The sequence below is a fragment of the Streptomyces sp. F63 genome (assembly GCF_018070345.1).
Classification (GTDB): domain Bacteria; phylum Actinomycetota; class Actinomycetes; order Streptomycetales; family Streptomycetaceae; genus Streptomyces.
The window spans coordinates 16,736-41,971 of sequence record NZ_JAGPXX010000008.1 but is presented as its reverse complement, the minus strand read 5'-3'; the positions used below and the strand labels follow the sequence as shown (position 1 = coordinate 41,971).

Genomic DNA, 25,236 nt, shown 5'->3' with positions numbered 1-25,236 from the left:
GCCCCCGGGCTCAGGCGTCCACGGCGGGCCGGGCGCGCAGCAGGCCCGCCAGGGCGCCGGCGAACTCCACCGGGTCCACCGGGTGGGTCACCGCGGCCTCGGCCCGGCTCCAGGTCGCCAGCCAGGCGTCCTGCGGGCGGCCGATCAGCAGCAGGACGGGCGGGCAGCCGAAGACCTCGTCCTTGATCTGCCGGCAAACGCCCATGCCGCCCGCGGGCGCCGTCTCGCCGTCCAGCACGCACACATCGATGCCGCCGGCCTCCAGAGCGCTCAGGACCGCCGGCAGCGTGGCGCACTCCACGAATTCCACCGACGGCACGTCGGCGGCCGGGCGCTTGCCCGCCGCCAGTCGTACCTGCTCGCGCGTCCTCGCGTTGTCGCTGTAGACCAGGACCGTGGCGGTCGGCTGCATCGTTCCTCCAGGCTTGCGGCGTACGGACGGCACGGCGGCTGTGTGGAGCCGTTGCGGCGGATGCTACTCCGCCGCGGCCCCGGTGGTGGAGGGGCGGGCGGATCCACGATCCCGGCGGGGCCGGGCGGACCGGCTCCCCGCGGGGCGGCCCGGCCGCGGAACGGCCCCGGCCCGGCCGCGGAACCGGGCCGTCCGGTGCTGCGGAGGCCCCCGTTCCGCCGTCCCGGGGAGCGCCCGGGCTGGGCCGTACGAGCAGCGTGTACGGCCTTGACACACCGAACGGCACCCCCCGGGGTGAGCGCTGGATAAGCGACCGACATAATGTCGGTCGTGGCGACAGCAACGACAGTAGACACCGGGCACGCGCACCCGTCGGTCAATCGACCGAACCTCACCAGCGTCGGAACCATCATCTGGCTGAGTTCCGAGCTGATGTTCTTCGCGGCCCTCTTCGCGATGTACTTCACCCTGCGATCGGTGACCGGAGCCGAGTTCTGGTCGGAAAAGGCGGAGGCACTCAACTTCCCGTTCGCGGCGGCCAACACCACGATCCTGGTGCTCTCCTCCCTCACCTGCCAGCTCGGCGTCTTCGCTGCCGAGCGCGGTGACGTGAAGAAGCTCCGCTCGTGGTTCGTGGTCACCTTCATCATGGGCGCCGTCTTCATCGGCGGCCAGATCTTCGAGTACACCGAGCTGGTGAAGCACGAGGGCCTCTCGCTCTCGTCGGACCCGTACGGCTCGGTGTTCTATCTGACCACCGGCTTCCACGGACTGCACGTGACGGGCGGTCTCATCGCCTTCCTGCTGGTCCTGGCCCGGACTTACGCGGCCAAGAGGTTCACCCACGAGCAGGCCACGTCGGCCATCGTCGTGTCGTACTACTGGCACTTCGTCGACGTCGTCTGGATCGGCCTCTTCGCCACGATCTACATGATCAAGTAAACGGTCCGAAGGACCCGCATCCACACCAAGCCAGAAGCATCGACGCAGAAGATCCTGACACCGGGGTAATCCGTGAAAAAGCTCTCCGCACGACGGCGCCATCCGCTGGCGGCGCTTGTCGTCCTACTCTTCGCGCTGGCGGTCACCGGGGGGCTGTACGCGGCGTTCGCACCCGCGGACAAGGCCCAGGCCGACACCACCGCTCAGTCCCTTGCCATCAAGGAGGGCAAGCAGCTCTATACCACCGGTTGCGCGAGTTGCCATGGCACGGGCGGGCAGGGCTCCCCCGACGGCCCGAGCCTCGTGGGAGTCGGCGCCGCCGCCGTCGACTTCCAGGTCGGCACCGGCCGGATGCCCATGCAGCAGCCGGGCGCCCAGGCGCCGAAGAAGCCGGTGGTCTACTCGCAGGCCGAGATCGACCAGCTGGCCGCGTACATCGCCTCGCTCGGCCCCGGCCCGGCCGTGCCGGCCGAGGAGGCGTACAACCCCGAGGGCGCGGACATCGCCAAAGGCGGAGAGCTCTTCCGCACCAACTGCGCGCAGTGCCACAACTTCACCGGTCAGGGCGGCGCCCTCACCGGCGGCAAGTTCGCCCCGAATCTCGACGGCGTGTCGGACAAGCACGTGTACGAGGCCATGCTGACCGGCCCGCAGGCCATGCCCGTGTTCCCCGACACGACGGTGCCCGAGCAGGACAAGCGGGACATCATCGCCTACATCAACACGGTCAACAGTGACGACTCGGCCAACCCGGGCGGGCTGGAACTGGGCGGCTTCGGTCCGGTCACCGAGGGCCTGTTCGCCTGGACCTTCGGCCTCGGCGCGATGATCGCCGTCGCCATCTGGGTCGCCGCCCGGACCGCAAAGGCCAGGAAGTCATGAGCGAGACTGGATCGAACAAAGACGTGTCCCAAGAATCCCTGCCGAGTGAGCGGCCGACGGCTCACGGGGGCGCGGTGGCGACCGCGGAGAGTCCGTTCGCGGACCCGGGTCTGCCGCCGCACCAGCCCCGCATCCAGGATGTCGACGAGCGGGCGGCCAAGCGCTCCGAGCGCACCGTCGCTCTCCTCTTCGTCGTCTCCATGCTGGCCACGATCGGCTTCATCGCCAGCTACGTGGTGTTCCCGATCGACAAGATCGTGTACATCTTCCCGTTCGGTCACGTCAGCGCGCTGAACTTCGCCCTGGGCCTCACCCTCGGCACCGCGCTGTTCTGCATCGGCGCCGGCGCGGTCCACTGGGCCCGGACGCTGATGTCCGACGTGGAGACCGCTGACGAGCGGCACCCGATCGGTGCCGAGTCCGAGGCCAAGGAACGGGTCCTGGCCGACTTCCGGCAGGGCGCCGCCGAGTCCGGATTCGGCCGGCGGAAGCTGCTCCGCAACACCCTCTTCGGCGCGGTGGCCCTGGTCCCGCTCTCCGGCGTCGTGCTGCTGCGCGACCTCGGTCCGCTGCCCGGCGACAAGCTCCGGCACACCCTGTGGGCCAAGGGGAAGCTGCTCGTCAACCAGAACACCAACGAGCCGCTCCGCCCGGAGGACATCCCCGTCGGTTCGCTGACCTTCGTCAAGCCCGAGGGCCTGGAGGAGGACGACCACGACTTCAACGTGGAGATCGCCAAGGCGGCCGTGATGGTGGTCCGGATCCAGCCCGAGGACATCAAGGACAAGCAGGAGCTCGACTGGTCGCACGAGGGCATCGTGGCCTACTCGCGCATCTGCACCCACGTCGGCTGCCCGGTCACCCTGTACGAGCAGTCCACTCACCACGTGCTCTGCCCCTGCCACCAGTCGACCTTCGACATGGCCGACGGCGCACGAGTGATCTTCGGCCCGGCCGGCCACGCCCTGCCGCAGCTGCGGATCGGTGTCAACAAGGACGGCTACCTCGAAGCCCTCGGTGACTTCGCGGAGCCCGTCGGTCCGAGTTTCTGGGAGCGCGGATGAGTACGGCGACCGACAACCGGCGCAAGGCGCCCGCGGGAGAGCGGGTCGCCGACTGGGCGGACGGACGGCTGGGGATCTACACCCTGGCCAAGACCAACATGCGCAAGATCTTCCCGGACCACTGGTCCTTCATGCTGGGCGAGGTCGCGCTCTACAGCTTCATCATCATCATCCTCACGGGTGTGTACCTGACGCTGTTCTTCGTGCCCAGCATGGCCGAGGTGGAGTACCACGGCGCCTACGTCCCGATGCAGGGCGTCCGGATGACGGAGGCGTACGCCTCCACCCTCGACATCAACTTCGACGTGCGCGGCGGTCTGCTGATCCGGCAGATCCACCACTGGGCGGCCCTGATCTTCCTGGCCTCCATGTTCGTGCACATGATGCGGGTGTTCTTCACGGGCGCGTTCCGCAAGCCGCGTGAGATCAACTGGCTGTTCGGCTTCCTGCTGTTCGTGCTGGGCATGTTCACCGGCTTCACCGGCTACTCGCTCCCGGACGACCTGCTCTCCGGTACCGGTGTCCGGTTCATGGAGGGCGCGATCCTGGCGACGCCGGTCGTCGGCACGTACCTGTCGATGTTCCTGTTCGGCGGGGAGTTCCCGGGCACCGACGTGATCCCGCGGTTCTTCGCGGCGCACGTCCTGCTGCTGCCGGGCATCATGCTCGGCCTGCTGGTGGCGCACCTGATCCTGGTCTTCTACCACAAGCACACCCAGTTCCCGGGCCCCGGCAAGACGAACACCAACGTGGTCGGCATGCCGCTGCTGCCGGTCTACATGGCCAAGGCCGGTGGCTTCTTCTTCCTGGTCTTCGGTGTGATCGCGGTCCTCTCCGCGCTCTTCACCATCAACCCGATCTGGGCGCTCGGCCCGTACCGGCCCGACCAGGTGTCCACCGGCGCCCAGCCCGACTGGTACATGGGCTTCTCCGAGGGACTGATCCGGGCCATGCCCGCCTGGGAGTTCGTGCTGCCGGGCGGCTACACGCTCAACCTCGGCGTGGCCATCCCGCTGGTGGTGGTCTTCCCGCTGGTGCTGACCGTGATCGCGGTCTACCCGTTCATCGAGTCCTGGGTCACCGGCGACAAGCGGGAGCACCACATCCTGGACCGGCCGCGGAACGCCCCGACGCGTACCGCCATCGGCGCGGCCTGGATCAGCTGGTACCTGGTGATGCTGCTGGGCGGCGGCAACGACATCTTCGCCATCCACTTCGACATGTCGATCAACGCGGTCACCTGGTTCGTGCGGATCGCCTTCTTCGTGGTGCCGGTGATCGTCTTCATCGTCACCAAGCGGATCTGTCTCGGCCTCCAGCGCCGGGACCGGGACAAGGTGCTGCACGGCCGCGAGGCCGGCATCATCAAGCGCCTGCCGCACGGCGAGTTCGTCGAGGTGCACGAGCCGCTCTCGCAGCAGCAGCTCTTCACTCTGACCCAGCACGAGCAGCCCAAGCCGCTGGAGATCGGCCCCGAGGTCGATGAGAACGGCGTCCGGCGCAAGGTGCCCCGGAGGCAGAAGCTCCGGGCCCGCCTCTCGCGCGGCTGGTACGGAGAGGGCAGCCAGATCCCGAAGGCGACCTCGGAGGAGTTCAAGGAGATCCAGAGCGGCCACGGCCACCACTGAGGCCGCACCCGCGGTCGCCACACAGCCCAGGGCCCCGGCCCGTCCCCTCGGGGGCGGACCGGGGCCCTCGGGCTGTGCGCGGCGGCCCCGGAGTTCGCCGGGGCGCTGATCCGCCGGGGGCGGCGGGCCCGCGAGCGGGTTGTCCGGAGTACGGGCACCGCCCCGTCCCGGGCGCCCGGCCCCGTTAGGCTGGGCCGGGGCCCGCCACGAGCCGGTCCCACACCACCCTTTCCCGTGGATTCCAGGAGCGGACCATGAACGTTGTGACCCCGGCAGGCGGCGGCAGCGTGGCGGCCCGCACCTGGCCCGACCTGCTGACCTCGCTGCTCGACGGCAGGGACCTCGGCGCGGACGACACCGCCTGGGCCATGGACCGGATCATGAGGGGGGAGGTCACCGACGCCCAGATCGCCGGCTTCGCTGTCGCGCTGCGCGCCAAGGGGGAGACGGTCGCCGAACTGTCCGGGCTCGTCCGCGCCATGTACGGGCACGCCCGGCTGATCGAGGTACCCGGGGACACGGTCGACATCGTCGGGACCGGCGGCGACCGCGCCCGGACGGTCAACATCTCCACCATGTCCGCGATCGTGGTCGCGGGCACCGGTGCCAAGGTGGTCAAGCACGGCAACCGCGCCTCGTCCTCGGCGAGCGGCGCCTCCGACGTGCTGGAGAAGCTCGGCGTCAACCTCGAACTCACGCCGCAGCGGGTGGCCGAGGTGGCCGAGGAGGCCGGGATCACCTTCTGCTTCGCGGTGAAGTTCCACCCGTCGCTCCGTCACGTGGCCGGAGCCCGCCGGGAGCTGGGGATTCCCACCACCTTCAACTTCCTCGGTCCGCTGACCAACCCGGCCCGCGTCGGAGCGCAGGCGACCGGGGTGGCCAGTGCCCGGATGGCGCCGATCATGGCGGGCGTCCTCGCCGAGCGGGGCTCCTCCGCGCTGGTGTTCCGGGGCGACGACGGGCTGGACGAGCTGACGGTCACCGCCACCTCGCAGGTGTGGACGGTGCGGGAGGGCACGGTGCGTCAGGAGTCCTTCGACCCGCGGGACGTGGGCGTCGAGCTGGTGCCCGTCGAGGCGCTCCGCGGCGCGGACGCCTCGCACAACGCGGATGTCGCGCGCCGGCTGCTGGCGGGCGAGAAGGGCCCCGTGCGCGACGCGGTGCTGCTGAACTCGGCCGCCGCCCTGGCCGCCCTTCACCCGGGGGACGCGCCGCTCACCGAGCAGATCACCCAGGGCATGGCCCGGGCCGCCGAGTCGATCGACTCCGGCGCCGCGCTTCGGACGCTGGAGCGCTGGGTCGCCGCGAGCCACGCGTGATCCGCCGGTCCGCCGGTCCGCCGGTCCCCGCCGGGGCCGGCGGACCGGCGCGGACGGGCGGCGGTCCGCTGCCGGCCGTTGAGCCCTTCAGCCGTCCGGTTCTCAGGAGTCCAGGCCGATGGCGAACGCGGCCTCCAGGTCGTGCTGCGAGTAGGTGCGGAACGCCACATGGGTGTCGGTCGCCTCGACCCCCGCGATCTTGTTGATGCGGCCGGGGATCACATCGGCGAGATCGTCGTGCCGGGCCACCCGGACCATCGCCACCAGGTCGTAGATGCCGGTGACGGAGTAGACCTCGCTGACGTTGTCCAGGGCGGCGATCGATTCGGCGATCTCCGGGATCCGGTCCACGCTGGTCTTGATGAGCACGATCGCGGTGATCACGGCTGGCTGTCTCCCTCGGTCGCCCGGTCTGCGCTGCTCACTCTAGCCGCACCCCCGTGACGGGCCCACGCCCAGAGGAAGCCGGCCAGGAAGCCGGTCAGGTGCGCCAGGTGGGCCACTCCGGAGCCCTCCGCCGAGCCGTACGACGCGAGCCACTGGAGCGCGAACCAGAAGGGCAGCACCACCCAGGCGGGGAAGCGCAGCGGCAGGAAGAAGAGGAAGGGGAAGAGGCTGGTCACCCTGGCCCGCGGGAAGAGCAGCAGGAAGGCGCCCAGCACTCCGGAGACGGCCCCGGAGGCCCCGACCAGGGGCTGGTCGGAGGCCGGGTCGGCCGCGGCGAAGGCGGCCAGTGCGAGGTAGCCCGTACCGGCGTGCAGCAGGAGGTAACGCGCCGGGCCCAGCCGGGCCTCCAGTATGCGGCCGAAGACGTGGAGGAAGAGCAGGTTGCCGAGCAGATGCAGCCAGCCGCCGTGGATGAAGAACGCGGTCAGCGGGGTGAGCAGGGCCTCCGGCGAGCCGCTGAACAGTTCGGCCGGAACCACCCCCCAGCGCCGGAAGTGGTCGTTCTGCGCCGTGACCAGCCGGTCGCCGGTGCCGTGGGCGGGGTTGAGCCCGGAGACCGGCCCGAGTACGAAGAACAGGCAGCACAGGGCGATCAGGGTGCGGGTCACCACGGCGGGGCTCCCGTCCGGTGCCCCGGCGGTCCCCGTCTCCGTGCCGGTGGTTCCGCCGCCGAGGAGCCCGCGCGCCTTTCTCAGCATGCGCAGATCATCGCGTAACGGGCTCCGGCGGACGGAACGCCTCGCCGGGCGCCCGTCCCGGGGCGGGCCCCGGTGCGCGGCAAGGGGCAGGCCGTAGGGTTGCGGGAGAGCGACCCGCAGTTCGACGGCGCACCGCGGACCAGAACGTGCAGACGACGCAGAAGACGCAGAGATCGAGGACGACACGATGGGCGTTCCCCAGCCGACGAGCGAGACCCGGTGGCGCTGCACCCTGTGCGGCAACCTGACCCGGTTCGATGTGACGCGCTCCAGCAGAGCGGTCGAGTACGTGCATCTGGACCTGGCGGGTGAGCCCAGGGTCGAGGAGCGGGAAGTGCTCAGTGAGACGATCGAGTCGGTCCGCTGCCGCTGGTGCAACGCGGTGGACCGGATCGAACTGGTGGACCGCCCCGGTGTGAGCGGCTGAGATCGGAGCGCGACAGGTGGTGGAGGCGGAGCACACGGGCGGCGGCGCCGGGGACGCGGACGGGTCCCCCGGCGCCGAGGAGGTGCTCGACCGGCCGCTGCCGGAGGGTGTCCGGCGCCGGGTCGTCGCCCTCGTCGCGGACGCCTTCGGCAGTCTGACGATGGCGGAACTGCCGCCCCAGCTGCGGCAGTACGCCCGTTTCACCCCCAGCCGCCGGGCCAAGTTCGCGGGCAACGCCATGGCGGCCGCCCTGGAGAGCCATCCGCTCTTCCGGCAGCGGGTCGGTGAACGGCTGCGCGAGACCCGTCCGGAGATCTCGGAGGCCCTGGAGTCCGGTTCACCGCCGGCCGCCGCGGACCCGGCGGAGGTGGCCGCGCTGGCCTACATACTGCGGCCCGCCGGCTGGGCCAAGCTGGTGGCCGCGGCCGGCGAGGAGGTGCAGCGCGCCCGGGCCGAGCGGGCCGAGGAGGAGGCCGGCCGCGAGGTGCGGCGGCTCCGGGAGGAACTGGCCGAGGCCCGCTCGTCCGCCCGCGCCGAGGCGGACCGGGCCCGGGCCGAGCTGGAGAGCGCGCGCAAGGAGGCGGACGTCCTCCACCGGAAGCTGCGCAGCGCGGTGAGCGATGTGCGGCGCGGTGAGGCCGCGCTCCGCAAGGCCGCGGCCGAGCTGGAGGCCGTACGGGCCGCGGCCGCGGCGGAGAAGGCGGCGGCGGACAGCGAGGCGCGGCGGTTGCGGGCCCGGCTCGCGGAGGCCGAGTCGGCTCTGGAAGCCGGCCGGCGCGCGGTCCGCGAGGGCCGCAGCGTCGAGGACATGCGGGTGCGGCTGCTGCTCGACACGGTGCTGGACGCGGCTCAGGGGCTCCGCCGCGAGCTGGCCCTGCCACCCCCGGCGCAGCGCCCCGCGGACACCGTGGAGGCGGTGGAGCCGGGGCGGATGACACCGAAGGACATCGCCACCCGCGCGCTCTCCGAGACGGATCCGGCGCTGCTCGACCAGCTCCTCGCGCTGCCGCAGGCCCATCTGGTGGTCGACGGCTACAACGTCACCAAGACCGGCTATCCGACGATGCCGCTGGACAAGCAGCGGCTGCGGCTGCTGGGCGGGCTCGCGGTGCTGGCCGCGCAGACCGGTGCGGAGATGACCTGTGTGTTCGACGGCGCGGAGCTGGCCGCGCCGGTGCTGCTGGCCCCGCCGCGCGGTGTGCGCGTGCTGTTCAGCAAGCCGGGGCAGACCGCGGACGAGCTGATCCGCCGCCTGGTGCGCGCCGAGCCGCCGGGGCGCCCGGTGGTCGTGGTCTCCGCGGACCGTGAGGTGGCGGACGGAGTGGCGCGCGCCGGCGCGCGCCCCGTCGCGTCGACGCTGCTGCTGAAGCGGCTCGCGCGCACCTGATCCGGCCCGGTGGGCCGTCGCCCGGTGATCCTCCGGGGGCCCCGGGTGGCACGCAGTGTCGAACCGTTGTCACCGGCTGTGGGACTTCGGGTAAAAAAACCTTCTCGGCGGGAATTTTTTCGCATCACCATTTGAACCGATCACGGAAAGGTCACTAAGGTCGGGCCCGATCCTTCGCGCGGTTGATCATCCATCCGGGATATCCGCGGAGGAACCGCCGAATCCGGCATGTTCGGGCAGGACCCGGAAGCCGAACACCGGAGCCGGGGCCGTGTCCCGTCCTCCCGGCAGGCGGCTGGAGGAAGAAGGAGATCGCCTCCGTGGCGTCCCACCGTCGACCCAGGCAGCCGGGCCGCGCACGCGTCAGCGTGCTCACGGCCACCGCGGCAGCAGCCGTCGCCATCACCTCACAGGCCGCACAGGCCGCACCGCAGCCTTCCAAGAACGAAGTGAAGGCCAAGGTCGACAAGCTGTACGAAGAAGCGGAGATGGCCACCGAGAAGTACAACGGTGCCAAGGAGAAGCAGGAGAAGCTCGAAAAGGAGGTCTCCAACCTCCAGGACAAGGTGGCCCGCGGCCAGGAGGACCTGAACGACCTGCGCGACGGCCTCGGTGCGATGGCCACGGCCCAGTACCGGGGCGGCGGTATCGACCCCTCCGTGCAGCTGCTGCTCTCCTCCGACCCGGACTCCTATCTGGAACGGGCCTCCACGCTCAACCAGCTGAGCGGCAAGCAGGCCGAGGCCCTCAGCCGGATCGCCGAGAAGCAGCGGACACTCCAGCAGCAGCGCGCCGAGGCCGCCGGCAAGCTGGAGGATCTCGACACCACCCGCGAGGCGCTGGGCGAGAAGAAGCGCGAGATCCAGGGAAAGCTGGCCACGGCCCGCGACCTGCTCAACACCCTGACGGCCGCGGAGCGCGCCGAGCTCGCCGCCAAGGAGGACCGCGCCAACCGCACCGCCGGCCAGCGCGTCGACCTCGGCAGCGACGTCCCGGAGTCGCAGCGCGCCGCCGCCGCCCTCTCCGCGGCGCAGTCGAAGATCGGCGCACCGTACGTCTGGGGCGCCACCGGCCCCAGCTCCTTCGACTGCTCCGGGCTGACCTCCTGGGCCTACTCCCAGGCCGGTGTCGGCATCTCCCGCACCTCACAGGCCCAGGCCAACGACGGCACGAGGATCGGCCAGAGCGCCCTCAAACCGGGCGACCTGGTCTTCTTCTACGGCGATCTGCACCATGTCGGCCTCTACGCCGGCAACGGGCAGATCCTGCACGCCCCGAAGCCCGGGGCCAATGTGCGCTACGAGTCGATCAACAACATGCCGTTCCAGTTCGGGGTCCGGATCGGCTAGTGCGGCACACCGCCCGTTCGAGCGAATCGAGCGGCGGCCGGCTCTTTCCGTCCCCTCGGTGACCTGCGTCTCCGGGGGGACGGAGCGTTTCCGGCCTCATTCGGACTCTTTACCCTCCGGTGTCATCTGGTTACTCTCTGCCCGCAGTTCTCCGGTCCCGGTCGCCTCCGGGACCTCCAGCGGAAGGGAGCACAGCCAGCAGTGGCATCCCATCGCCGGGCCGGCAGGACCGGCCTCACGCAGTCCAACCGCATCACGATGCTGCCCGCCGCGGTGGCGACGGCCGCCGTGGCGCTCTCCATCGCCCCGGCGGCCGCCGAACCCCGGGACACCCCGGAGGAGGTGCGGTCGGCGGTCGGCCGGCTCCACGTCGAGGCCGAGCGGGCCACGGAGAAGTTCCACGCCGCGGGGGAGCGGTACCGGCGGCTGAGCGCCGAGGCCGAACGGCTCTCCGACCGCGTGGCCCGCGGCCAGGAACGGGTCAACCGGCTCCGCGGCATCCTCGGCTCCATCGCCGGTGCCCAGTACCGTGCCGGCGGCGTGGACCCCGGAGTGCGGCTGCTGCTCTCCTCCGATCCGGACACGTACCTCGCCAGGGCCGCCACCCTCAACCGCATCAGCGAACGCCAGGCCGGGCAGCTGCGCTCCCTGCGGAGGGAGCAGACCGCACTGCGGAAGGACCGGGCCCGCGCCGCCTCCCGGCTCGCCGAGGCCGAGCGCAGCCGGGAGGCCGTCAGCCGCCACAAGCGGACGGTCGAGTCCCGGCTCGCCCGCGCGGAGCGCCTGCTGGAGTCCCTCGGCCCCGAGGAGCGGGAGGCGCACCGGCGGGCCGCCCGCGACGGCGGCCGCACGGAGTTCCCCGGCGGCGGCACCGCGGCGTCCGCCCGGGCGGCGGCCGCCGTGGCCGCGGCCCGGGCGGCCGTCGGACGGCCGTACGTCTGGGGCGCCACGGGCCCCGGAGCCTTCGACTGCTCCGGGCTCACCTACTGGTCGTACCAGCGGGCGGGGGTGACCCTTCCGCGCACCTCCCAGGCGCAGCGGTTCGCCGGCCGGCGGGTGCCGCTCAGCGAGGCCCGCCCCGGGGACCTGGTCACGTACCGGGCGGACGCCAGCCATGTCGGTATGTATGTCGGCAATGGCCAGATCGTGCACGCCCCGCATCCCGGCGCCTCCGTCCGCTACGCCCCCGTCGGCTTCATGCCGAACGCCACCGTCACCCGGGTCTGAGGACCGGCGCCGTCCCCGGTCCGCCGTCAGGGCGCCCGGATCCGGGCGCCTCCGCGGTGCGCGCGCGGCCGTACGATCGGGAGCGTGGTGCTGCCGGGGCGGTACGGAAGGGCGGGCGCCGCCGCACTGACGCTCGCGGCGGTGCTCGCACTGCTGCCCGGGTGCGGCCGGTCCGACCCCGGCGACCTGAGCGTGCGGCGGCTGCTGGACCGGCGCGCGGCAGCCCTCCTCGACCGCGACGAACGGGCGTTCCTCGCCGATGTGGACCCCTCCGCCCACCGGCTCCGCGCCCGCCAGCGGGAGGTGCTGCGGAACCTCGCCCACGTCCCCCTCTCCTCCTGGGAGTACGAGCTCACCGGCACCGGCGGTTTCCGGCCCGCGCCGGGCGAGGGCCGCCGCCTCGCCGTCCGGGTGCGGCTGAGCTACCGGCTCGGCGGGTACGACGCCGGACCGGCCACCGCCGACCAGCGGCTCACCCTCGCCGAACGCGGCGGCCGCTGGTACGTCGCCGCGGAGCACCGGGCCGGCGACGGCCCCGAACCGCTGTGGGAGCAGGGCCGGGTCGCGGCCGTCCGCGGCAGCCGCAGCCTGGTGCTCGGTGTCGGCCACGACCGCGCCCGGCTGCGGGGCATCGCCCGCGCCGCCGACCGGGCCGTGCCCGCCGTCGACGCGGCCTGGCGCGGCGTCTGGACCCGCCGGGTCGTCGTCCTCGTTCCGCGTTCCCCGGGGGACATGGCGGAGCTGCTCGGCGATCCGCCGGGGAGCTACCGCGGCATAGCGGCCGTGACCACCGGCCGGACCGGGGGCGCACCCGGCAGCGGCCCCGCCGACCGCGTCATCGTCAACCCGGACGCGTACGGCATCCTCGGCGAGTCCGGGCAGGACGTGGTCCTCACCCATGAGACGGCCCACGTCGCCACCCGCGCCCACACCTCGCCGGCGACACCGCTGTGGCTCTCCGAGGGCTTCGCCGACTGGGCCGGCTACCGGGGCACGGAGCGCTCCGCGCCGCGCATCGCCCCCGAGCTGACCCGCGAAGTCCGTGCGGGCCGCGCACCCGTGGCTCTCCCGGACGACGAGGACTTCTCCTTCACCGGGGAGGCCGGCCGGCTGGCCCGCGCCTACGAGGCCGGATGGCTCGCCTGCCGGATGATCGCGGAGGAGTGGGGGGAGGAGACGCTGGTCTCCTTCTACCGGGCGGTGGGCGAAGCCGGGTCCGACCGCACCCGGGCCGTGGAATCCGCGCTGCGCGAGCGGCTCGGCATCGGCGCCGACGCCTTCACGGCGCGCTGGCGCGCGTATGTGGAGAGCCGGCTCGGCTGAGCGGGTCCCCCCGCGGGTACCGCGGCTCAGCGGGGTTCCGCAGAGGGGGGCGGGCCCGCCCGTGGCCATCGGGCGGGCGGATCCCGTGCCCGGTGCCGCGAAGCCGTACCGCCGTGCGGCGGGGCCCTGGGGACCGGCCCCGGAGCCGGCTCGGCGGTATGGCGCTGCCGGCCCGGAGCCCGTTCCCGGGCACCCCGGAGCCCGCCCCGGGCGACCCGGTACTGTCGGCCGGGATGGACAAGACCCTGGTCGTCACGAACGACTTCCCGCCCCGCCCCGGCGGCATCCAGTCCTTTCTGCACAGCATGGCGCTGCGCCTGGACCCGGCCCGCCTCGTCGTCTATGCCTCCACCTGGAAGGACGGCAGCGAGGTGACCCGGTTCGACGCGGAGCAGCCCTTCCCCGTCGTCCGGGACCGCACGAGCATGCTGCTGCCCACCCCGCGCGTGACCCGCCGCGCGGCGGACCTGCTGCGGGAGCACGGCTGCTCCTCGGTGTGGTTCGGCGCCGCCGCCCCGCTCGGGCTGATGGCGCCGGCGCTGCGCCGGGCCGGTGCCCGCCGCATCGTCGCGACCACGCACGGGCACGAGGCGGGCTGGGCCCAACTGCCCGCCGCCCGGCGGCTGCTGCGCAGGATCGGCGAGGGCACCGACACGTTGACGTATCTGGGGGAGTACACCCGCTCCCGGATCGCCGCCGCGCTCACCCCGGAGGCGGCGGACCGCATGGTGCACCTGCCGCCGGGCGTCGACGAGAAGACCTTCCACCCGGGCTCGGGGGGCGAGGAGGTGCGGGCGCGGCTGGGGCTCACCGGCCGGCCCGTGGTGGTGTGCGTGTCGCGGCTCGTCCCGCGCAAGGGGCAGGACACGCTGATCCGGGCGATGCCGGCGATCCTGGCGGCCGTACCGGACACGGTGCTGCTGATCGTGGGCGGCGGCCCGTACCGCCGGGAACTGGAGAAGCTCGCGGCCGGCCGCGGGGTGGCGGACTCGGTCGTCTTCACCGGCTCGGTGCCCTGGGAGGAACTGCCGGCCCACTACGGCGCGGGGGACGTCTTCGCGATGCCGTGCCGCACGCGGCGGGGCGGGCTGGACGTCGAAGGGCTCGGCATCGTCTACCTGGAGGCCTCCGCGACGGGGCTGCCCGTGGTGGCGGGGGACTCGGGCGGTGCTCCGGACGCCGTGCTGGACGGGGAGACGGGCTGGGTGGTCCGCGGGGAGTCCGTGCCGGACACGGCGGAGCGGATCGTGACGCTCCTGCGCGATCCGGAGCTGCGGCGGCGGATGGGGGAGCGGGGGCGCGCCTGGATCGAGGAGCGCTGGCGCCGCGACCTGCTGGCGGACCGCTTGGCCTCCCTGCTCTGAGGCCGCCCGCCGTCCGGACGGCGGGGGCCCCGGACCGCCGGGCACCGGGACCGCCGGGGCCGCGAGCCGCCGGGGCCGCCGGTCCGTCCGCACCCCCGGGGTCCCTTCGGCTGCGGCGGTGCCGCGTCCGGGGCCGTGCAACCGTGCCGGGCCGTGCCGGGCGGATGGGCCTGGACGCTCCCTCCCGGCCGCCGCCCCCCCGTGGCCGGGAGGCGCCCGCGCGCCGACGGGCGGCCCGGAAGCCCGGGGCCGCCCGTCCGGCCGCACGGTGACCGGCCCGGACAGCGGGGCCGGCCCGGAGGCTACTTCGCGTAGAGGGCGTCGATCTCGTGCGCGAAGTCCTTCGCCACCACGGCCCGCTTCAGCTTCATGGACGGTGTGACATGCCCGGATTCCTCCGAGAACTGGGCCGGCAGCACGCGGAACTTGCGGACCGACTCCGCCTTCGACACGGCCGCGTTGCCGTCGTCCACGGCCTTCTGGACGGCGGCCAGCAGCTCCGGGTCGTCCCGCAGTTCGGCGGCCGTGCTGCCGGCGGGCTTGCCGTGCTCCTCCAGCCAGCGCGGCAGGAAGTCCTCGTCCAGGGTGATGAGCGCGCCGACGAAGGGCCGGCCGTCACCGACCACCATGCACTCGGCGACCAGTGCGTGGGCCCGGATGCGGTCCTCGATGACGGCGGGGGCGACGTTCTTGCCGCCGGCCGTCACGATGATCTCCTTCTTCCGGCCGGTGATGGCGAGGTAGCCGTCCTCGTCGAGGGTGCCGAGGTCGCCGGTGTGGAACCAGCCGTCGGAGAGGGCCTCGCCGGTCGCGGCCTCGTTGTTCCAGTAGCCGGAGAAGATGTGCTCACCGTGCAGCAGCACCTCGCCGTCGTCGGCGATCCGGATGACGGAACCGGGCAGCGGCTGGCCGACCGTGCCGATCTTCTGCCGGTCCCAGGGGTTGAACGCCGTCGCGGCACAGGACTCGGTGAGGCCGTAGCCCTCCAGGACCGTGAAGCCGATGCCGCGGTAGAAGTGGCCCAGCCGTTCGCCGAGCGGGGCACCGCCGGAGATGGCGTGCCGCGCGCGGCCGCCGAGGACCGAGCGGAGCTTGCTGTAGACGAGCTTGTCGAAGGCCCTGTGCTTGATCCGCAGGCCGAGGGAGGGGCCGGCGGGGGTGTCCAGGGCGCGGCTGTAGGCGATCGCGGCGTCCGCGGCCTTGTCGAAGATCCCGCCCTTGCCGTCGGCCTGGGCCTTGGCGCGGGCGGAATTGTAGACCTTCTCGAAGACGCGCGGGACGCCGAGGACCATCGTCGGCCGGAAGGAGGCGAGTTCGTCGGTGAGGTTCTTGATGTCGGCGCAGTGCCCGAGGCGGATCGGCGCGAGGACGGCGGCGATCTCGACCAGCCGGCCGAAGACGTGGGCGACGGGGAGGAAGAGCAGGACGGAGCACTCGCCGGTGCGGAACAGCGGGCGCAGCCGCTCCACGACGTTGCCGGCCTCGGCGAAGAAGTTGCGGTGCGTGAGCACGCAGCCCTTGGGGCGGCCGGTGGTGCCGGAGGTGTAGACGATGGTGGCGGGGGAGTCGGCGTCCGCCAGCGAGGCGCGTTCGTCGACCTCCGCGTCGGTGATCCCGGTGCCCTCGGCGCGCAGCTGCCCCACGGCGTCGCGCTCGATCTGCCACACGTGCAGCAGCCCGGGCAGCCGGTCCCGGACGGAGTTGACGGCGCCGGCGTGCGCGTCGGACTCGACGAGGCAGGCCACGGCGCCGGAGTCGCTGAGGATCCAGGCGATCTGCTCGGGGGAACTGGTCTCGTAGACGGGGACGCTGACGGCGCCGGCGGTCCAGATCGCGAAGTCCAGCAGGGTCCACTCGTAGCGGGTGCGGGACATCAGGGCGACACGGTCCCCGGGGCGGACCCCGGCGGCGACGAGGCCCTTGGCGGTCTCCCGGACCTCGGCCAGGAAGTCCCTCGCGGTCACGTCCTCCCACCGGCCGTCCCGCTTGCGCGCGAGAACGGCCACCTCGGGATGGAGCGCGGCATTGCGTCGGATGAGATCCGTCAGGTTTCCGTCCGCGGGGACCTCGTACAGGGCCGGAAGGCTGAACTCACGCAAGACTGCTGCTCCTCATCGGGCGCCGGTGCTGCCACGTCGTAACCGGCGTGCTGCCGCGGCCGCGGTCCTTGATCAGGGGGAAGGGGACGACGACCCGGACGTTACCCACCGGTATTGGTTCCCCGATAGGGGGGCCGCCCAGATGTTTTATGCGTCACACAGGGCGTCGCACCTACCGGACCGCGGCACGGGGTTGCTGGGCGAAGCGTAGTCCAGGTCCCCCGCCGCCCGTCGGGAGCCGCAGGCCGCGGCCGTCTCCCCGGCGTGCCGCGGACGGCGTAGGGTCCGGCGCATGCGAGTCCATGTGGTCAGTGACGTACACGGGAACAGCGCGGACCTGGCCAGGGCGGGGGACGGGGCGGACGCCCTGGTGTGTCTCGGCGACCTCGTGCTGTTCCTGGACTACGCGGATCGTTCCAGGGGGATATTTCCGCGGCTTTTCGGAACGGAGAACGCCGAGCGCATCGTCGGGCTCCGCACCGACCGCCGCTACCGGGAGGCCCGCGAGTTCGGCGCCCGGCTGTGGGCCGGGCTGGGCGGCGGGGAGGAGGAGCGGCGCCGCGTCATCGAGTCCGCGGTGCGCGAGCAGTACGCCGAGCTGTTCGCGGCCTTCCCCCGGCCGACGTACGCCACCTACGGCAATGTCGACATCCCGGCGCTCTGGCCGGAGTACGCGGGCCCGCACGGGGTCACGGTGCTCGACGGCGAGCGGACCGAGATCGGCGGCCGCGTCTTCGGCTTCGTCGGCGGCGGGCTGCGCAGCCCGATGCGCACCCCGTACGAGATCGACGACGAGACCTACGCCGCCAAGGTCGCCGCGCTCGGCGAGGTGGACGTGCTCTGCTCGCACATCCCGCCGGAGGTCCCCGAACTCTGCTACGACACCGTGGCCCGCCGCTTCGAACGGGGCAGCCCGGCCCTGCTGGAGGCGATCCGCGACATCCGGCCGCGCTACGCCCTGTTCGGGCATGTGCACCAGCCGCTGGTGCGCCGGATGCGCGTGGGCGCCACGGAGTGCGTCAACGTCGGCCATTTCGCCGCGACCGGGACGCCGTGGGCCCTGGAGTGGTGACCGGCGCGGACCGTGTCCCCGGGCAGGCGGAGCGGGGCGCGGAACCGGCGGGAGGGGCCGGGCGGGGCCGGTTACGGCGCGCGGTAGCCTTCACCGGCAGGGGCGCAGGCCGGAGCCGACCGCAGTGAAGGAGCCACCGCGATGGCGGAACACACCAGCTCGAACATCACGATCGAGGCGGCACCGGGCGCGGTCATGTCGGTGATCTCCGACTTCGACCGCTACCCGGAGTGGACCGGAGAGGTCAAGGAGGCCGAGGTGCTGGCCAAGGACGACCGGGGCCGGGCGGAGCAGGTCCGGCTGGTGCTCGACGCCGGAGCGATCAAGGACGACCACACCCTCGCCTACACCTGGAGCGGCGAGAACGAGGTGAGCTGGACCCTGGTGAAGTCGCAGATGCTGCGCTCCCTCGACGGCACCTACCGGCTGACGCCGGTCGACGGGGGCGCCCGCACCGAGGTCACGTACCAGCTGACCGTCGACGTCAAGATCCCGATGCTCGGCATGATCAAGCGCAAGGCCGAGAAGGTCATCATCGACCGGGCCCTCGCGGGTCTGAAGAAGCGCGTCGAGAGCGGCGCGCAGGCCTGAGGTGACGCGCCCCCTCGTCCGCACGGTCCTGGTGACCGGCCCCGGCGGGGCGGGCCGCACCACCGCCGCGGCGGCCTCCGCCCTCGCCGCGGCCCGGAGCGGGCAGCGCGTGCTGCTGCTGACCACCGGCGGGCCCGGCCCGCTGGACGCGGTGCTCGGGTGCGAGCTCCCAGCGCCCGCCGCGGCCACGCGCGCTCCGGAGCGCGGCCCGGCTCCGCACGCCCCCGGGGACGCCCCCTGGACCGTGCCCGTTCCCGCCGCACCCCGCCTCTGGGCGGCCCGCGTCGAGGGGGAGCCGCACCTGCGGGAGCACCTCCTCGCCCTTCAGGAGCACGGGGCACCGGCACTCGACCTGCTGGGAGCCTCCCCGCTGCACCGGGACGAGCTCGCGATCCTGCCGGGCACCGGCCGGCTCGCCGCCCTCCGGGCCCTCCGCGCGATCCGTGACCTCCCGGCCGGCGCCCCCGCTCCCGTCGGCCCGGCTTCCGTACGCGGCTCCGCCTCCGTGTCCGGTGGGGAGCGCCCGGTGGCGGAGACCGGGCCCCCGGACGCCTGGGACCTGGTGGTCGTCGACCTGCCGCCCGCCCCGGAGGCGCTGGCCGTCCTGGCGCTCCCCGAACAGCTGAGCTGGTACCTGGCCCGGCTGCTGCCCCCGCGGCGGCAGGCGGCCCGCGCCCTGCGGCCGGTGCTCGCCCAGCTCGCCGGGGTGCCGATGCCCGCCCCCTGGCTCTACCGGGCCGCCGACCGTGCCCGGGCCGAACTCGCCGCCGCACAGGAGGTCCTGAGCGCCCCGACGACCACGCTGCTGCTGGTCGCCGAGCCCGGCCCGGCGGCCGCCGACGCACTGCGCGGCCTCCGTCCGGGGCTGGCCCTGCACGGCCACCGCGTCGAAGCGGTCGTCGCCGGCAAGGTGCTCCCCACCGGCTCCGCCGACCCCTGGCTCGCGGCCCTCTCCGGCGAACAGCAGACCGCCCTGAAGGCCCTGTACGAGGAGTGGGCGGACCCGGAGACCGGCACGGCCGTGTACGAACTGCCGCACCTCGGGCGCGAACCGCGTGGTCCCGAGGACCTCACCGCACTGGCCGCCGCGCTCGGGGACCGTCCGCCCGGCACACCCGCGCACCGTCCCGGCGCACCCGCGGGCCCGGCCCCGTACGGCGGGGAACCGCACGGCGCCGCGCCGTCCGCCGAGCCGGAGCGCGCGCCCGCGCCCGCGCCGGCGCCGTGGCCGGGCGCCCCGGCCTGGACCGTGGAGGACCGGCGGGCGGAGGAGGGCGTGCTGGTCTGGCGCGTCCCGCTCCCCGGAGCCGGGCGCGGGGACGTCGAACTGGTGCGGCGCGGGGACGAACTCGTGGTCGCCGCCGGACCGTTCCGCCGGATCGTCCCGCTGCCGCCGGCGCTGTGCCGCTGCTCCGTGTCCGGAGCCGGGCTGTCCGGGGGCGAGCTGCGCGTCCGCTTCGCGCCCGAACCGGGTCTGTGGCCCCGCACCCCCTGAGCCCCGCACCTCCCTGAGCCCCGCACCTCCCGGAGCCCCGCGCCCCCCAGAGCCCCGCACCCCCGGAGCGGGGACGCCCGGTGACCGGCCGCCCCGCTCCGCCGGCTCCGGGACTCCCGGCGCGACGGCGGCCATCGGCGGCGGTTCCGGTACCGTCGGAGGCGGGGGCGCCCGCCGAGGCGCCGCACCACCGACCCCGCAGCAGGAGCCCGCAATGAGCGATCCCACCGAGCGCCCGGCCACCGAGTCCGCCGGGGCCCCCGCCACCGAGCCGGCCCCGGCCCCGGCCGCCGACGCCGACGCCTGGTCCACGGCCTGTGCCGAGGACCTCGCCGCCGAGAAGGCGCGCCGCCGCGCCCGGCACGGCACGCCGCCCGGCAGCGCCGCCGAGGAACTGCGCAAGCTGGCCGACGCCGTGGCGGACAAGCTCTCCTCGCTGCAGCTGCCGGTCGCGGGTCTGGCCGCGCAGAGCGCCGTGCAGCAGCTCGTGGACCGGGCCAGGGCCGCCGTGGAGCCGGTCGTGGAGCGCAACCCGGACGTCTTCGACCACCTCGCCGCCGCCGGTTCGGAACTGCTCGCCGCCTACCGCTCCGCCGTGGAGGGCCAGGAGAGCCGCTGGACCCGGGGCGGCGAAGCCTCCCCCGGGACCGCCGCCGCCGGAGACCGGGAGGAACCCGGAGCCGCCGAGGGGCGGGAGGGTCCCGAGGGTCCGTCCGGAAGTCAGCGCATCGACCTCGACTGACCACGGCTCCGGTACGGTTGGTCACGCAGCGGGGATCGACCGGACAACTGAGGGACACATGGGACTCACCATCGGCGTCGACATCGGCGGCACCAAGATCGCAGCTGGCGTGGTCGACGAAGAGGGCTCGATTCTCGAGACGTGCAAGGTCGCCACCCCACCGACCTCCGAGGGCGTCATCGACGCCATCGCGGAAGCTGTCCGCGCGGTCAGCACCGGTCACGAGGTCACGGCCGTCGGCATCGGCGCGGCGGGCTACGTCGACGACAAGCGGGCCACCGTCCTCTTCGCCCCCAACATCAACTGGCGTCACGAGGCGCTCAAGGACAAGGTCGAGCAGCGGGTGGGGCTCCCGGTCGTCGTCGAGAACGACGCCAACGCCGCCGCTTGGGGCGAGTACAAGTTCGGCGCCGGCGCGGGTCACGACGACGTCATCTGCATCACGCTCGGCACCGGCCTCGGCGGCGGCATCATCATCGGGAACAAGCTCCGCCGCGGCCGCTTCGGCGTCGCGGGGGAGTTCGGGCACGTCCGGGTCGTCCCGGACGGCCTGCTGTGCGGCTGCGGCAGCCAGGGCTGCTGGGAGCAGTACGCCTCCGGGCGCGCCCTCGTCCGCTATGCCCGCCAGCGCTCCGCGGCCACCCCCGAGAACGCGGAGATCCTGCTCTCCCTCGGCGACGGGACGCCGGAGGGCATCGAGGGCCGGCACGTCAGCCAGGCGGCGCGGCGGGGCGACCCGGTCGCCGTCGACTCGTTCCGCGAACTCGCCCGCTGGGCGGGCGCGGGACTGGCCGATCTGGCCTCGCTCTTCGACCCGTCCGCGTTCATCATCGGCGGCGGGGTCTCGGACGAGGGCGACCTGGTCCTGGACCCGATCCGCAAGTCCTTCCGGCGCTGGCTGGTCGGCAGCCGGTGGCGGCCGCACGCCCAGGTGCTCGCCGCGCAACTCGGCGGCAAGGCCGGTCTGGTGGGCGCCGCCGACCTGGCACGCCAGGGCTGACCGGCGGCGGGACCGGGCGGATGAACGCGGTGGAGCCGGGCGGCGCGGAACCGGCCGGGGCGGGGCACGGTCCACGCCCCGGCGGCGCGGCGGCGGACGGCGGGGCGGATCCGGATCTCCCCGCCTCCCGCACCGAGCCGGACGGCTCCGCGGTGATCCGGGTGCTCAGCTACAACATCCGCTCGATGCGCGATGATCAGGAGGCGCTGGCCCGGGTGATCCGGGCCTGCGCCCCCGATCTCGTCCTGGTCCAGGAGGCGCCGCGGTTCTTCCGCTGGCGCAAGGCCGTGGCACGGCTCGCCCGCGCCACGGAGCTGGTGTACGTGACGGGCGGGGCCACGGCCACCGGCCCGTTGATCCTCTCCTCGCTCCGCGCCCGGGTGGAGCGCACCGAGGACATCCTGCTGCCGCTCACCCCCGGGCTGCACCGGCGCGGTTTCGCGACCGCGGTGCTGCGGTTCGGGGACGCCCGGCTGGTGGCGGCGAGCTGCCATCTCAGCCTGGCGGCGGCCGAACGCGAGGCACAGGCCGGCACGCTGCTGGAGGTGCTGGACCGGCAGGCGCGGGAGGCCGGGGTGGCCCACGCGGTCGTCGGCGGCGACCTCAACGACCGGCCGGGCGGGCGCGCGTTCCGCAGGCTCACCGGCGGACTGCGGGACGCCTGGGCTGAAGCCCCCTGGGGCGGCGAGTACACCTCGACCCCCGCCGACCCGCACCAGCGCATCGACGCGGTGCTGGCCACGGACGGCGTGGAGATCCTGGGCTGCGGGGTCCCGGACGGCCTCGCCGGTGTCCGCCGGGCCGACCTCGGGGCCGCCACGGACCATCTCCCCGTTCTGGCCGCCCTCCGGATCCCGGCGGCGCCGGCCGGTGCCCGGCGCGGTGGTTCACCGGCGCGTCCCTGACCGCCGCCCCGCCCGCGGGCGGAGAGCCGCGCAGGGCCCCGGGGCACCGGCACCGGGCCGGCACCGGTGACCGGCCCCGGCATTGGCGAAGACCCCCGTGCGACGGAGGTACCCACCTCGATCGCACGGAGGCCTTCGGAGAACACCGTAGGCCCGCCGGGCCGTTTACGGAAGGCACCCGTCCGCGGGGATTCCGGCTTTCCGGCCGGGCCGGGGGCCCGGGGGTCCCGGTGCCCCGGCCCGGCGCTCAGACGACGGCGCCCCGGCCCGGGTCGTCGTCCTCCTCGTCGTCGTCCCGCATGCGGGCGACGAGGGTGGCGAAGCCGCCCAGGAACCCGCCGACCCCCAGTACCGCGATCCACCAGGTGACCGGCTGCTGGAACAGCACGGTCACGATCAGCAGCAGGGGACCGCCGAGCACCGCGAGCCAGGCGAACTTGGTCGGGGTGTCGGCCTCCGGGAGGGGCGGCGGCTCGGGCGGGACGAAGTGCTCCTCGTCCGCACCCGCCGAGCCCTCCTCGTGCTCGGCGGGCTCCCGCGGGCTCCAGTCCCGGGGGCCCATGCCGGCCGGGAAGACGATGCTCGACCCCAGCGGCCGGCCCGCCCCGTCCGCCGGCCCGGAGCCCCGGACGCCGGTGGAGCCGGATCCTCCGGTCCCCGTGGCCTCCGTTCCGGAGGAATCCGCCGGGTCCGCTGGTCCGGAGGCACCCGCCGCCCCCGGGGAATCCGTCCCCCCGGCTCCGGGCCCCCGCCGTGCGGACCCCGGCCCCGTGCCGTTCTCCGGGCCGGTCCCGGACGGCCCGGGCCCGCCGGGTGCCGTCGCCGCCGCGCCCGGGTCCGGCCCCTCCGGCCCCGCCCCGGAGTCCGCGGGGAACGGCTTGAGCGGCTTCTCCGCGTCCGGGAAGCCGGGCAGCGCGCCGGGCCCGGGCGCCGGTTCGCGCGCGGGCGGGTCGTCCCCGGGGAACTCGGGCTCCTCGCCGTATCCGGCCACGATCGCCGCCCAGGCGGCCTCCTCGTCGAACGGTCCGGAGCCGTCGTCGCGGCCCGTGTTGGTACCGCGCTCAGCCACCGGTCGCCGTTCCTTCCCGCTGGGGGTCGCCCGCCGCGAGCCGGCCGATGAAGGCGTGGGAGTCCTGGAAGATGCGCTCGGCGTCGTAGTCGAGGGTGGCCACGTGGTAGCTGCGTTCCAGCAGGGTCTCGGTGACGTCCGTGGAGGAGACGCGGCTGAGGACACGGGCGGAGTCGGCCGGGGAGACCACATGGTCCCGGGGGCTGTGCAGCAGCAGCAACGGCTGGGTGACCTGCGGCAGTTCGGCGTCGAGCAGCCGCAGGAAGCGGCGCAGCGAGTGCGCGGCGTGCAGCGGCACCCGGTCGTACGCGGCCTCCTGGACGCCGCCCTTGGCGATGTCGCTCGCCAGGCCCTTGGTGGTGCGCACCAGATGCCGGGCGACGGGCAGCGCGTAGGCCGACAGCCCGTGCACCCGGTTCACCGGGTTGACCACGACGAGTCCGCTGATCTCGTCGCCGTGCCGGGCGGCCAGCCGCAGCGCGAGCGCGCCGCCCATGGAGAGGCCGCAGACGAAGACCTTCCGGCACCGGGCGGTGAGACCCCGCAGGGCCCGGTCGACCTCGGCGTACCAGTCCTGCCAGCCGGTGAGCTGCATGTCCTGCCAGCGGGTGCCGTGGCCGGGCAGCAGCGGCAGGGACACCGTGTATCCGCGCCCGGCGAGGAAATCCGCCCAGGGGCGCATGGACTGCGGGGAACCGGTGAAGCCGTGGCAGAGCAGGACGCCGATGTCCCCGCCCTCGTGGTGGAACGGTTCGGCTCCGGGGAGGACCTGCACCGGAGGTCTCCTGTTCGTCGTCGTTGCGCGAGGTCCGGCAGGGGCTGCCGGGTGATGCCGGGCCGGTGGCGCGGCCGGTTTTCACCGTACGCGACGGCGCCGGTACCGGGTAGGCCCGAAGGCCGCCTCCGGGCGGGACCGTCCGCGGGGCAGGCTAGAGTCGTGGCGCACACACAGGAGGTCCTCGGTTGCTTTACGGCGCAATGAAGCTGTCCATCGGCGGGACGCTGAAACTCGCCTTCCGCCCCTGGGCGGAAGGGCTGGAGAACATCCCGGCGGAGGGCCCGGCGATCCTCGCCAGCAACCACCTCTCCTTCTCGGACTCCTTCTTCTTCCCCGCCATGGTGGACCGGAAGGTGACCTTCATCGCCAAGGCGGAGTACTTCACCTCCCCGGGCGTCAAGGGGAAGCTGACCGCGGCCTTCTTCAAGGGGGTCGGGCAGCTGCCGGTGGACCGCTCGGGCGGCCGCGCCGCGGGGGAGGCGGCGGTCCGCAGCGGCGTCGGGGTGATCGAGCGCGGGGAGCTGTTCGGGATATACCCGGAGGGCACCCGCTCGCCCGACGGGCGGCTGTACCGCGGCAAGCCCGGCGTCGCGCGGATCGCGCTGGCCACCGGGGCGCCGGTGATCCCCGTCGCCATGATCGACACGGAGAAGATCCAGCCGCCCGGGAAGGTCATACCGAAGCTGATGCGCCCCGGGATGCGGATCGGGAAGCCGCTGGACTTCAGCCGTTACCACGGCATGGAGCACGACCGCTTCATCCTCCGTTCGGTGACCGACGAGATCATGTACGAGATCATGAAGCTGTCCGGCCAGGAGTACGTCGACGTCTACGCCAACGTCGCCAAGCGGCAGCTCGCCGAGGCGGCGAAGCGGCGGAAGGACGAGGAGAAGGCGCCGGCCGGCGCGGAGAGCGCCCGGAGGGCGGGACAGCCGGAAGGGACCGGGGGAGCCGGGAGGACCGGCACACCGGGGGATTCCGGGACGTAAACCGTCCCGGCGAGGGGGGTTGGGGAG

General features: G+C 73.7%; 24 protein-coding genes. 18 read left to right on the top strand and 6 right to left on the bottom strand.

What is annotated here, in order from left to right; genetic code table 11:
• Positions 1 to 10: 10 nt before the first annotated feature.
• Positions 11 to 412: a hypothetical protein gene (locus KBZ10_RS11320; RefSeq protein WP_210987436.1), complete on the bottom strand. Its 402-nt coding sequence runs from the start codon at positions 410 to 412 to the stop codon at positions 11 to 13.
• Positions 413 to 733: 321 nt separating this feature from the next.
• On the opposite strand from KBZ10_RS11320, the gene KBZ10_RS11315 reads away from it, so the two are divergent.
• From KBZ10_RS11315 to trpD, 5 genes are all read left to right on the top strand, one after another.
• Entirely contained in the window at positions 734 to 1,354 is a 621-nt protein-coding gene (locus KBZ10_RS11315; protein ID WP_210987435.1) for a heme-copper oxidase subunit III, read from the top strand.
• A gap of 72 nt (positions 1,355 to 1,426) precedes the next feature.
• A complete protein-coding gene (locus KBZ10_RS11310; protein ID WP_210987434.1) occupies positions 1,427 to 2,236 on the top strand; it encodes a c-type cytochrome in 810 nt (269 codons plus the stop codon).
• Positions 2,233 to 3,300 carry a ubiquinol-cytochrome c reductase iron-sulfur subunit gene (locus KBZ10_RS11305; RefSeq protein ID WP_210987433.1) on the top strand — a complete coding sequence of 356 codons (1,068 nt, stop codon included), beginning with the start codon at positions 2,233 to 2,235 and terminating at the stop codon, positions 3,298 to 3,300. The genes KBZ10_RS11310 and KBZ10_RS11305 overlap by 4 nt, the downstream gene beginning before the upstream one ends.
• Positions 3,297 to 4,928: a ubiquinol-cytochrome c reductase cytochrome b subunit gene (locus KBZ10_RS11300; protein WP_210987432.1), complete on the top strand. Its 1,632-nt coding sequence runs from the start codon at positions 3,297 to 3,299 to the stop codon at positions 4,926 to 4,928. The genes KBZ10_RS11305 and KBZ10_RS11300 overlap by 4 nt, the downstream gene beginning before the upstream one ends.
• Positions 4,929 to 5,182: 254 nt before the next feature.
• Positions 5,183 to 6,247, top strand: a complete 1,065-nt coding sequence (trpD, locus tag KBZ10_RS11295; protein ID WP_210987431.1) for an anthranilate phosphoribosyltransferase — start codon at positions 5,183 to 5,185, stop codon at positions 6,245 to 6,247.
• A 102-nt stretch (positions 6,248 to 6,349) separates the two neighbouring features.
• Here trpD and KBZ10_RS11290 read toward each other — a convergent pair whose 3' ends face one another.
• Both KBZ10_RS11290 and KBZ10_RS11285 read right to left on the bottom strand, forming a co-directional pair.
• A complete protein-coding gene (locus KBZ10_RS11290; protein ID WP_210987430.1) occupies positions 6,350 to 6,631 on the bottom strand; it encodes an Lrp/AsnC family transcriptional regulator in 282 nt (93 codons plus the stop codon).
• Positions 6,628 to 7,392, bottom strand: coding sequence for a rhomboid family intramembrane serine protease (locus KBZ10_RS11285; RefSeq protein WP_210987429.1), 765 nt, complete (start codon positions 7,390 to 7,392; stop codon positions 6,628 to 6,630). The genes KBZ10_RS11290 and KBZ10_RS11285 overlap by 4 nt, the downstream gene beginning before the upstream one ends.
• A gap of 187 nt (positions 7,393 to 7,579) precedes the next feature.
• On the opposite strand from KBZ10_RS11285, the gene KBZ10_RS11280 reads away from it, so the two are divergent.
• From KBZ10_RS11280 to KBZ10_RS11255, 6 genes are all read left to right on the top strand, one after another.
• Complete coding sequence (locus tag KBZ10_RS11280; RefSeq protein WP_210987428.1) at positions 7,580 to 7,819, top strand: hypothetical protein; 240 nt, start codon at positions 7,580 to 7,582, stop codon at positions 7,817 to 7,819.
• 19 nt (positions 7,820 to 7,838) lie between these two features.
• Positions 7,839 to 9,206: an NYN domain-containing protein gene (locus tag KBZ10_RS11275; protein ID WP_210987613.1), complete on the top strand. Its 1,368-nt coding sequence runs from the start codon at positions 7,839 to 7,841 to the stop codon at positions 9,204 to 9,206.
• A 320-nt stretch (positions 9,207 to 9,526) separates the two neighbouring features.
• On the top strand, positions 9,527 to 10,555 hold the full coding sequence (locus KBZ10_RS11270; protein WP_210987427.1) for a C40 family peptidase: 1,029 nt from the start codon (positions 9,527 to 9,529) through the stop codon (positions 10,553 to 10,555).
• Between the two features lie 201 nt (positions 10,556 to 10,756).
• The gene (locus KBZ10_RS11265) at positions 10,757 to 11,782 is read left to right on the top strand and encodes an NlpC/P60 family protein (RefSeq protein ID WP_307847345.1); all 1,026 of its coding nucleotides are present in this window, start codon (positions 10,757 to 10,759) and stop codon (positions 11,780 to 11,782) included.
• A gap of 87 nt (positions 11,783 to 11,869) precedes the next feature.
• On the top strand, positions 11,870 to 13,105 hold the full coding sequence (locus tag KBZ10_RS11260; RefSeq protein WP_374223337.1) for a hypothetical protein: 1,236 nt from the start codon (positions 11,870 to 11,872) through the stop codon (positions 13,103 to 13,105).
• Positions 13,106 to 13,338: 233 nt separating this feature from the next.
• Positions 13,339 to 14,469, top strand: a complete 1,131-nt coding sequence (locus tag KBZ10_RS11255) for a glycosyltransferase family 4 protein (RefSeq protein WP_210987426.1) — start codon at positions 13,339 to 13,341, stop codon at positions 14,467 to 14,469.
• A 302-nt stretch (positions 14,470 to 14,771) separates the two neighbouring features.
• Here KBZ10_RS11255 and KBZ10_RS11250 read toward each other — a convergent pair whose 3' ends face one another.
• A complete protein-coding gene (locus tag KBZ10_RS11250) occupies positions 14,772 to 16,568 on the bottom strand; it encodes a long-chain fatty acid--CoA ligase (protein ID WP_210987425.1) in 1,797 nt (598 codons plus the stop codon).
• A gap of 292 nt (positions 16,569 to 16,860) precedes the next feature.
• Here KBZ10_RS11250 and KBZ10_RS11245 point away from each other — a divergent pair, with 292 nt between their 5' ends.
• The 6 genes from KBZ10_RS11245 to KBZ10_RS11220 all read left to right on the top strand — a co-directional run bounded on the left by KBZ10_RS11245 (position 16,861) and on the right by KBZ10_RS11220 (position 22,373).
• On the top strand, positions 16,861 to 17,640 hold the full coding sequence (locus KBZ10_RS11245; RefSeq protein ID WP_210987424.1) for a metallophosphoesterase: 780 nt from the start codon (positions 16,861 to 16,863) through the stop codon (positions 17,638 to 17,640).
• 141 nt (positions 17,641 to 17,781) lie between these two features.
• A complete protein-coding gene (locus KBZ10_RS11240) occupies positions 17,782 to 18,231 on the top strand; it encodes an SRPBCC family protein (protein ID WP_210987423.1) in 450 nt (149 codons plus the stop codon).
• A gap of 1 nt (position 18,232) precedes the next feature.
• Complete coding sequence (locus KBZ10_RS11235) at positions 18,233 to 19,726, top strand: ArsA family ATPase (protein WP_210987422.1); 1,494 nt, start codon at positions 18,233 to 18,235, stop codon at positions 19,724 to 19,726.
• 214 nt (positions 19,727 to 19,940) lie between these two features.
• The gene (locus KBZ10_RS11230; RefSeq protein ID WP_210987421.1) at positions 19,941 to 20,468 is read left to right on the top strand and encodes a DUF5304 domain-containing protein; all 528 of its coding nucleotides are present in this window, start codon (positions 19,941 to 19,943) and stop codon (positions 20,466 to 20,468) included.
• A gap of 58 nt (positions 20,469 to 20,526) precedes the next feature.
• Positions 20,527 to 21,468 carry an ROK family glucokinase gene (locus KBZ10_RS11225; RefSeq protein WP_210987420.1) on the top strand — a complete coding sequence of 314 codons (942 nt, stop codon included), beginning with the start codon at positions 20,527 to 20,529 and terminating at the stop codon, positions 21,466 to 21,468.
• A gap of 20 nt (positions 21,469 to 21,488) precedes the next feature.
• A complete protein-coding gene (locus KBZ10_RS11220; protein WP_210987419.1) occupies positions 21,489 to 22,373 on the top strand; it encodes an endonuclease/exonuclease/phosphatase family protein in 885 nt (294 codons plus the stop codon).
• Positions 22,374 to 22,620: 247 nt separating this feature from the next.
• On the opposite strand, the gene KBZ10_RS11215 is transcribed toward KBZ10_RS11220, so the two are convergent.
• Both KBZ10_RS11215 and KBZ10_RS11210 read right to left on the bottom strand, forming a co-directional pair.
• Positions 22,621 to 23,442: a hypothetical protein gene (locus KBZ10_RS11215; protein ID WP_210987418.1), complete on the bottom strand. Its 822-nt coding sequence runs from the start codon at positions 23,440 to 23,442 to the stop codon at positions 22,621 to 22,623.
• Entirely contained in the window at positions 23,435 to 24,217 is a 783-nt protein-coding gene (locus KBZ10_RS11210) for a carboxylesterase (RefSeq protein ID WP_210987417.1), read from the bottom strand. The genes KBZ10_RS11215 and KBZ10_RS11210 overlap by 8 nt, the downstream gene beginning before the upstream one ends.
• Before the next feature lie 188 nt (positions 24,218 to 24,405).
• Here KBZ10_RS11210 and KBZ10_RS11205 point away from each other — a divergent pair, with 188 nt between their 5' ends.
• Complete coding sequence (locus KBZ10_RS11205; RefSeq protein ID WP_210987416.1) at positions 24,406 to 25,209, top strand: 1-acyl-sn-glycerol-3-phosphate acyltransferase; 804 nt, start codon at positions 24,406 to 24,408, stop codon at positions 25,207 to 25,209.
• Positions 25,210 to 25,236: the final 27 nt, after the last annotated feature.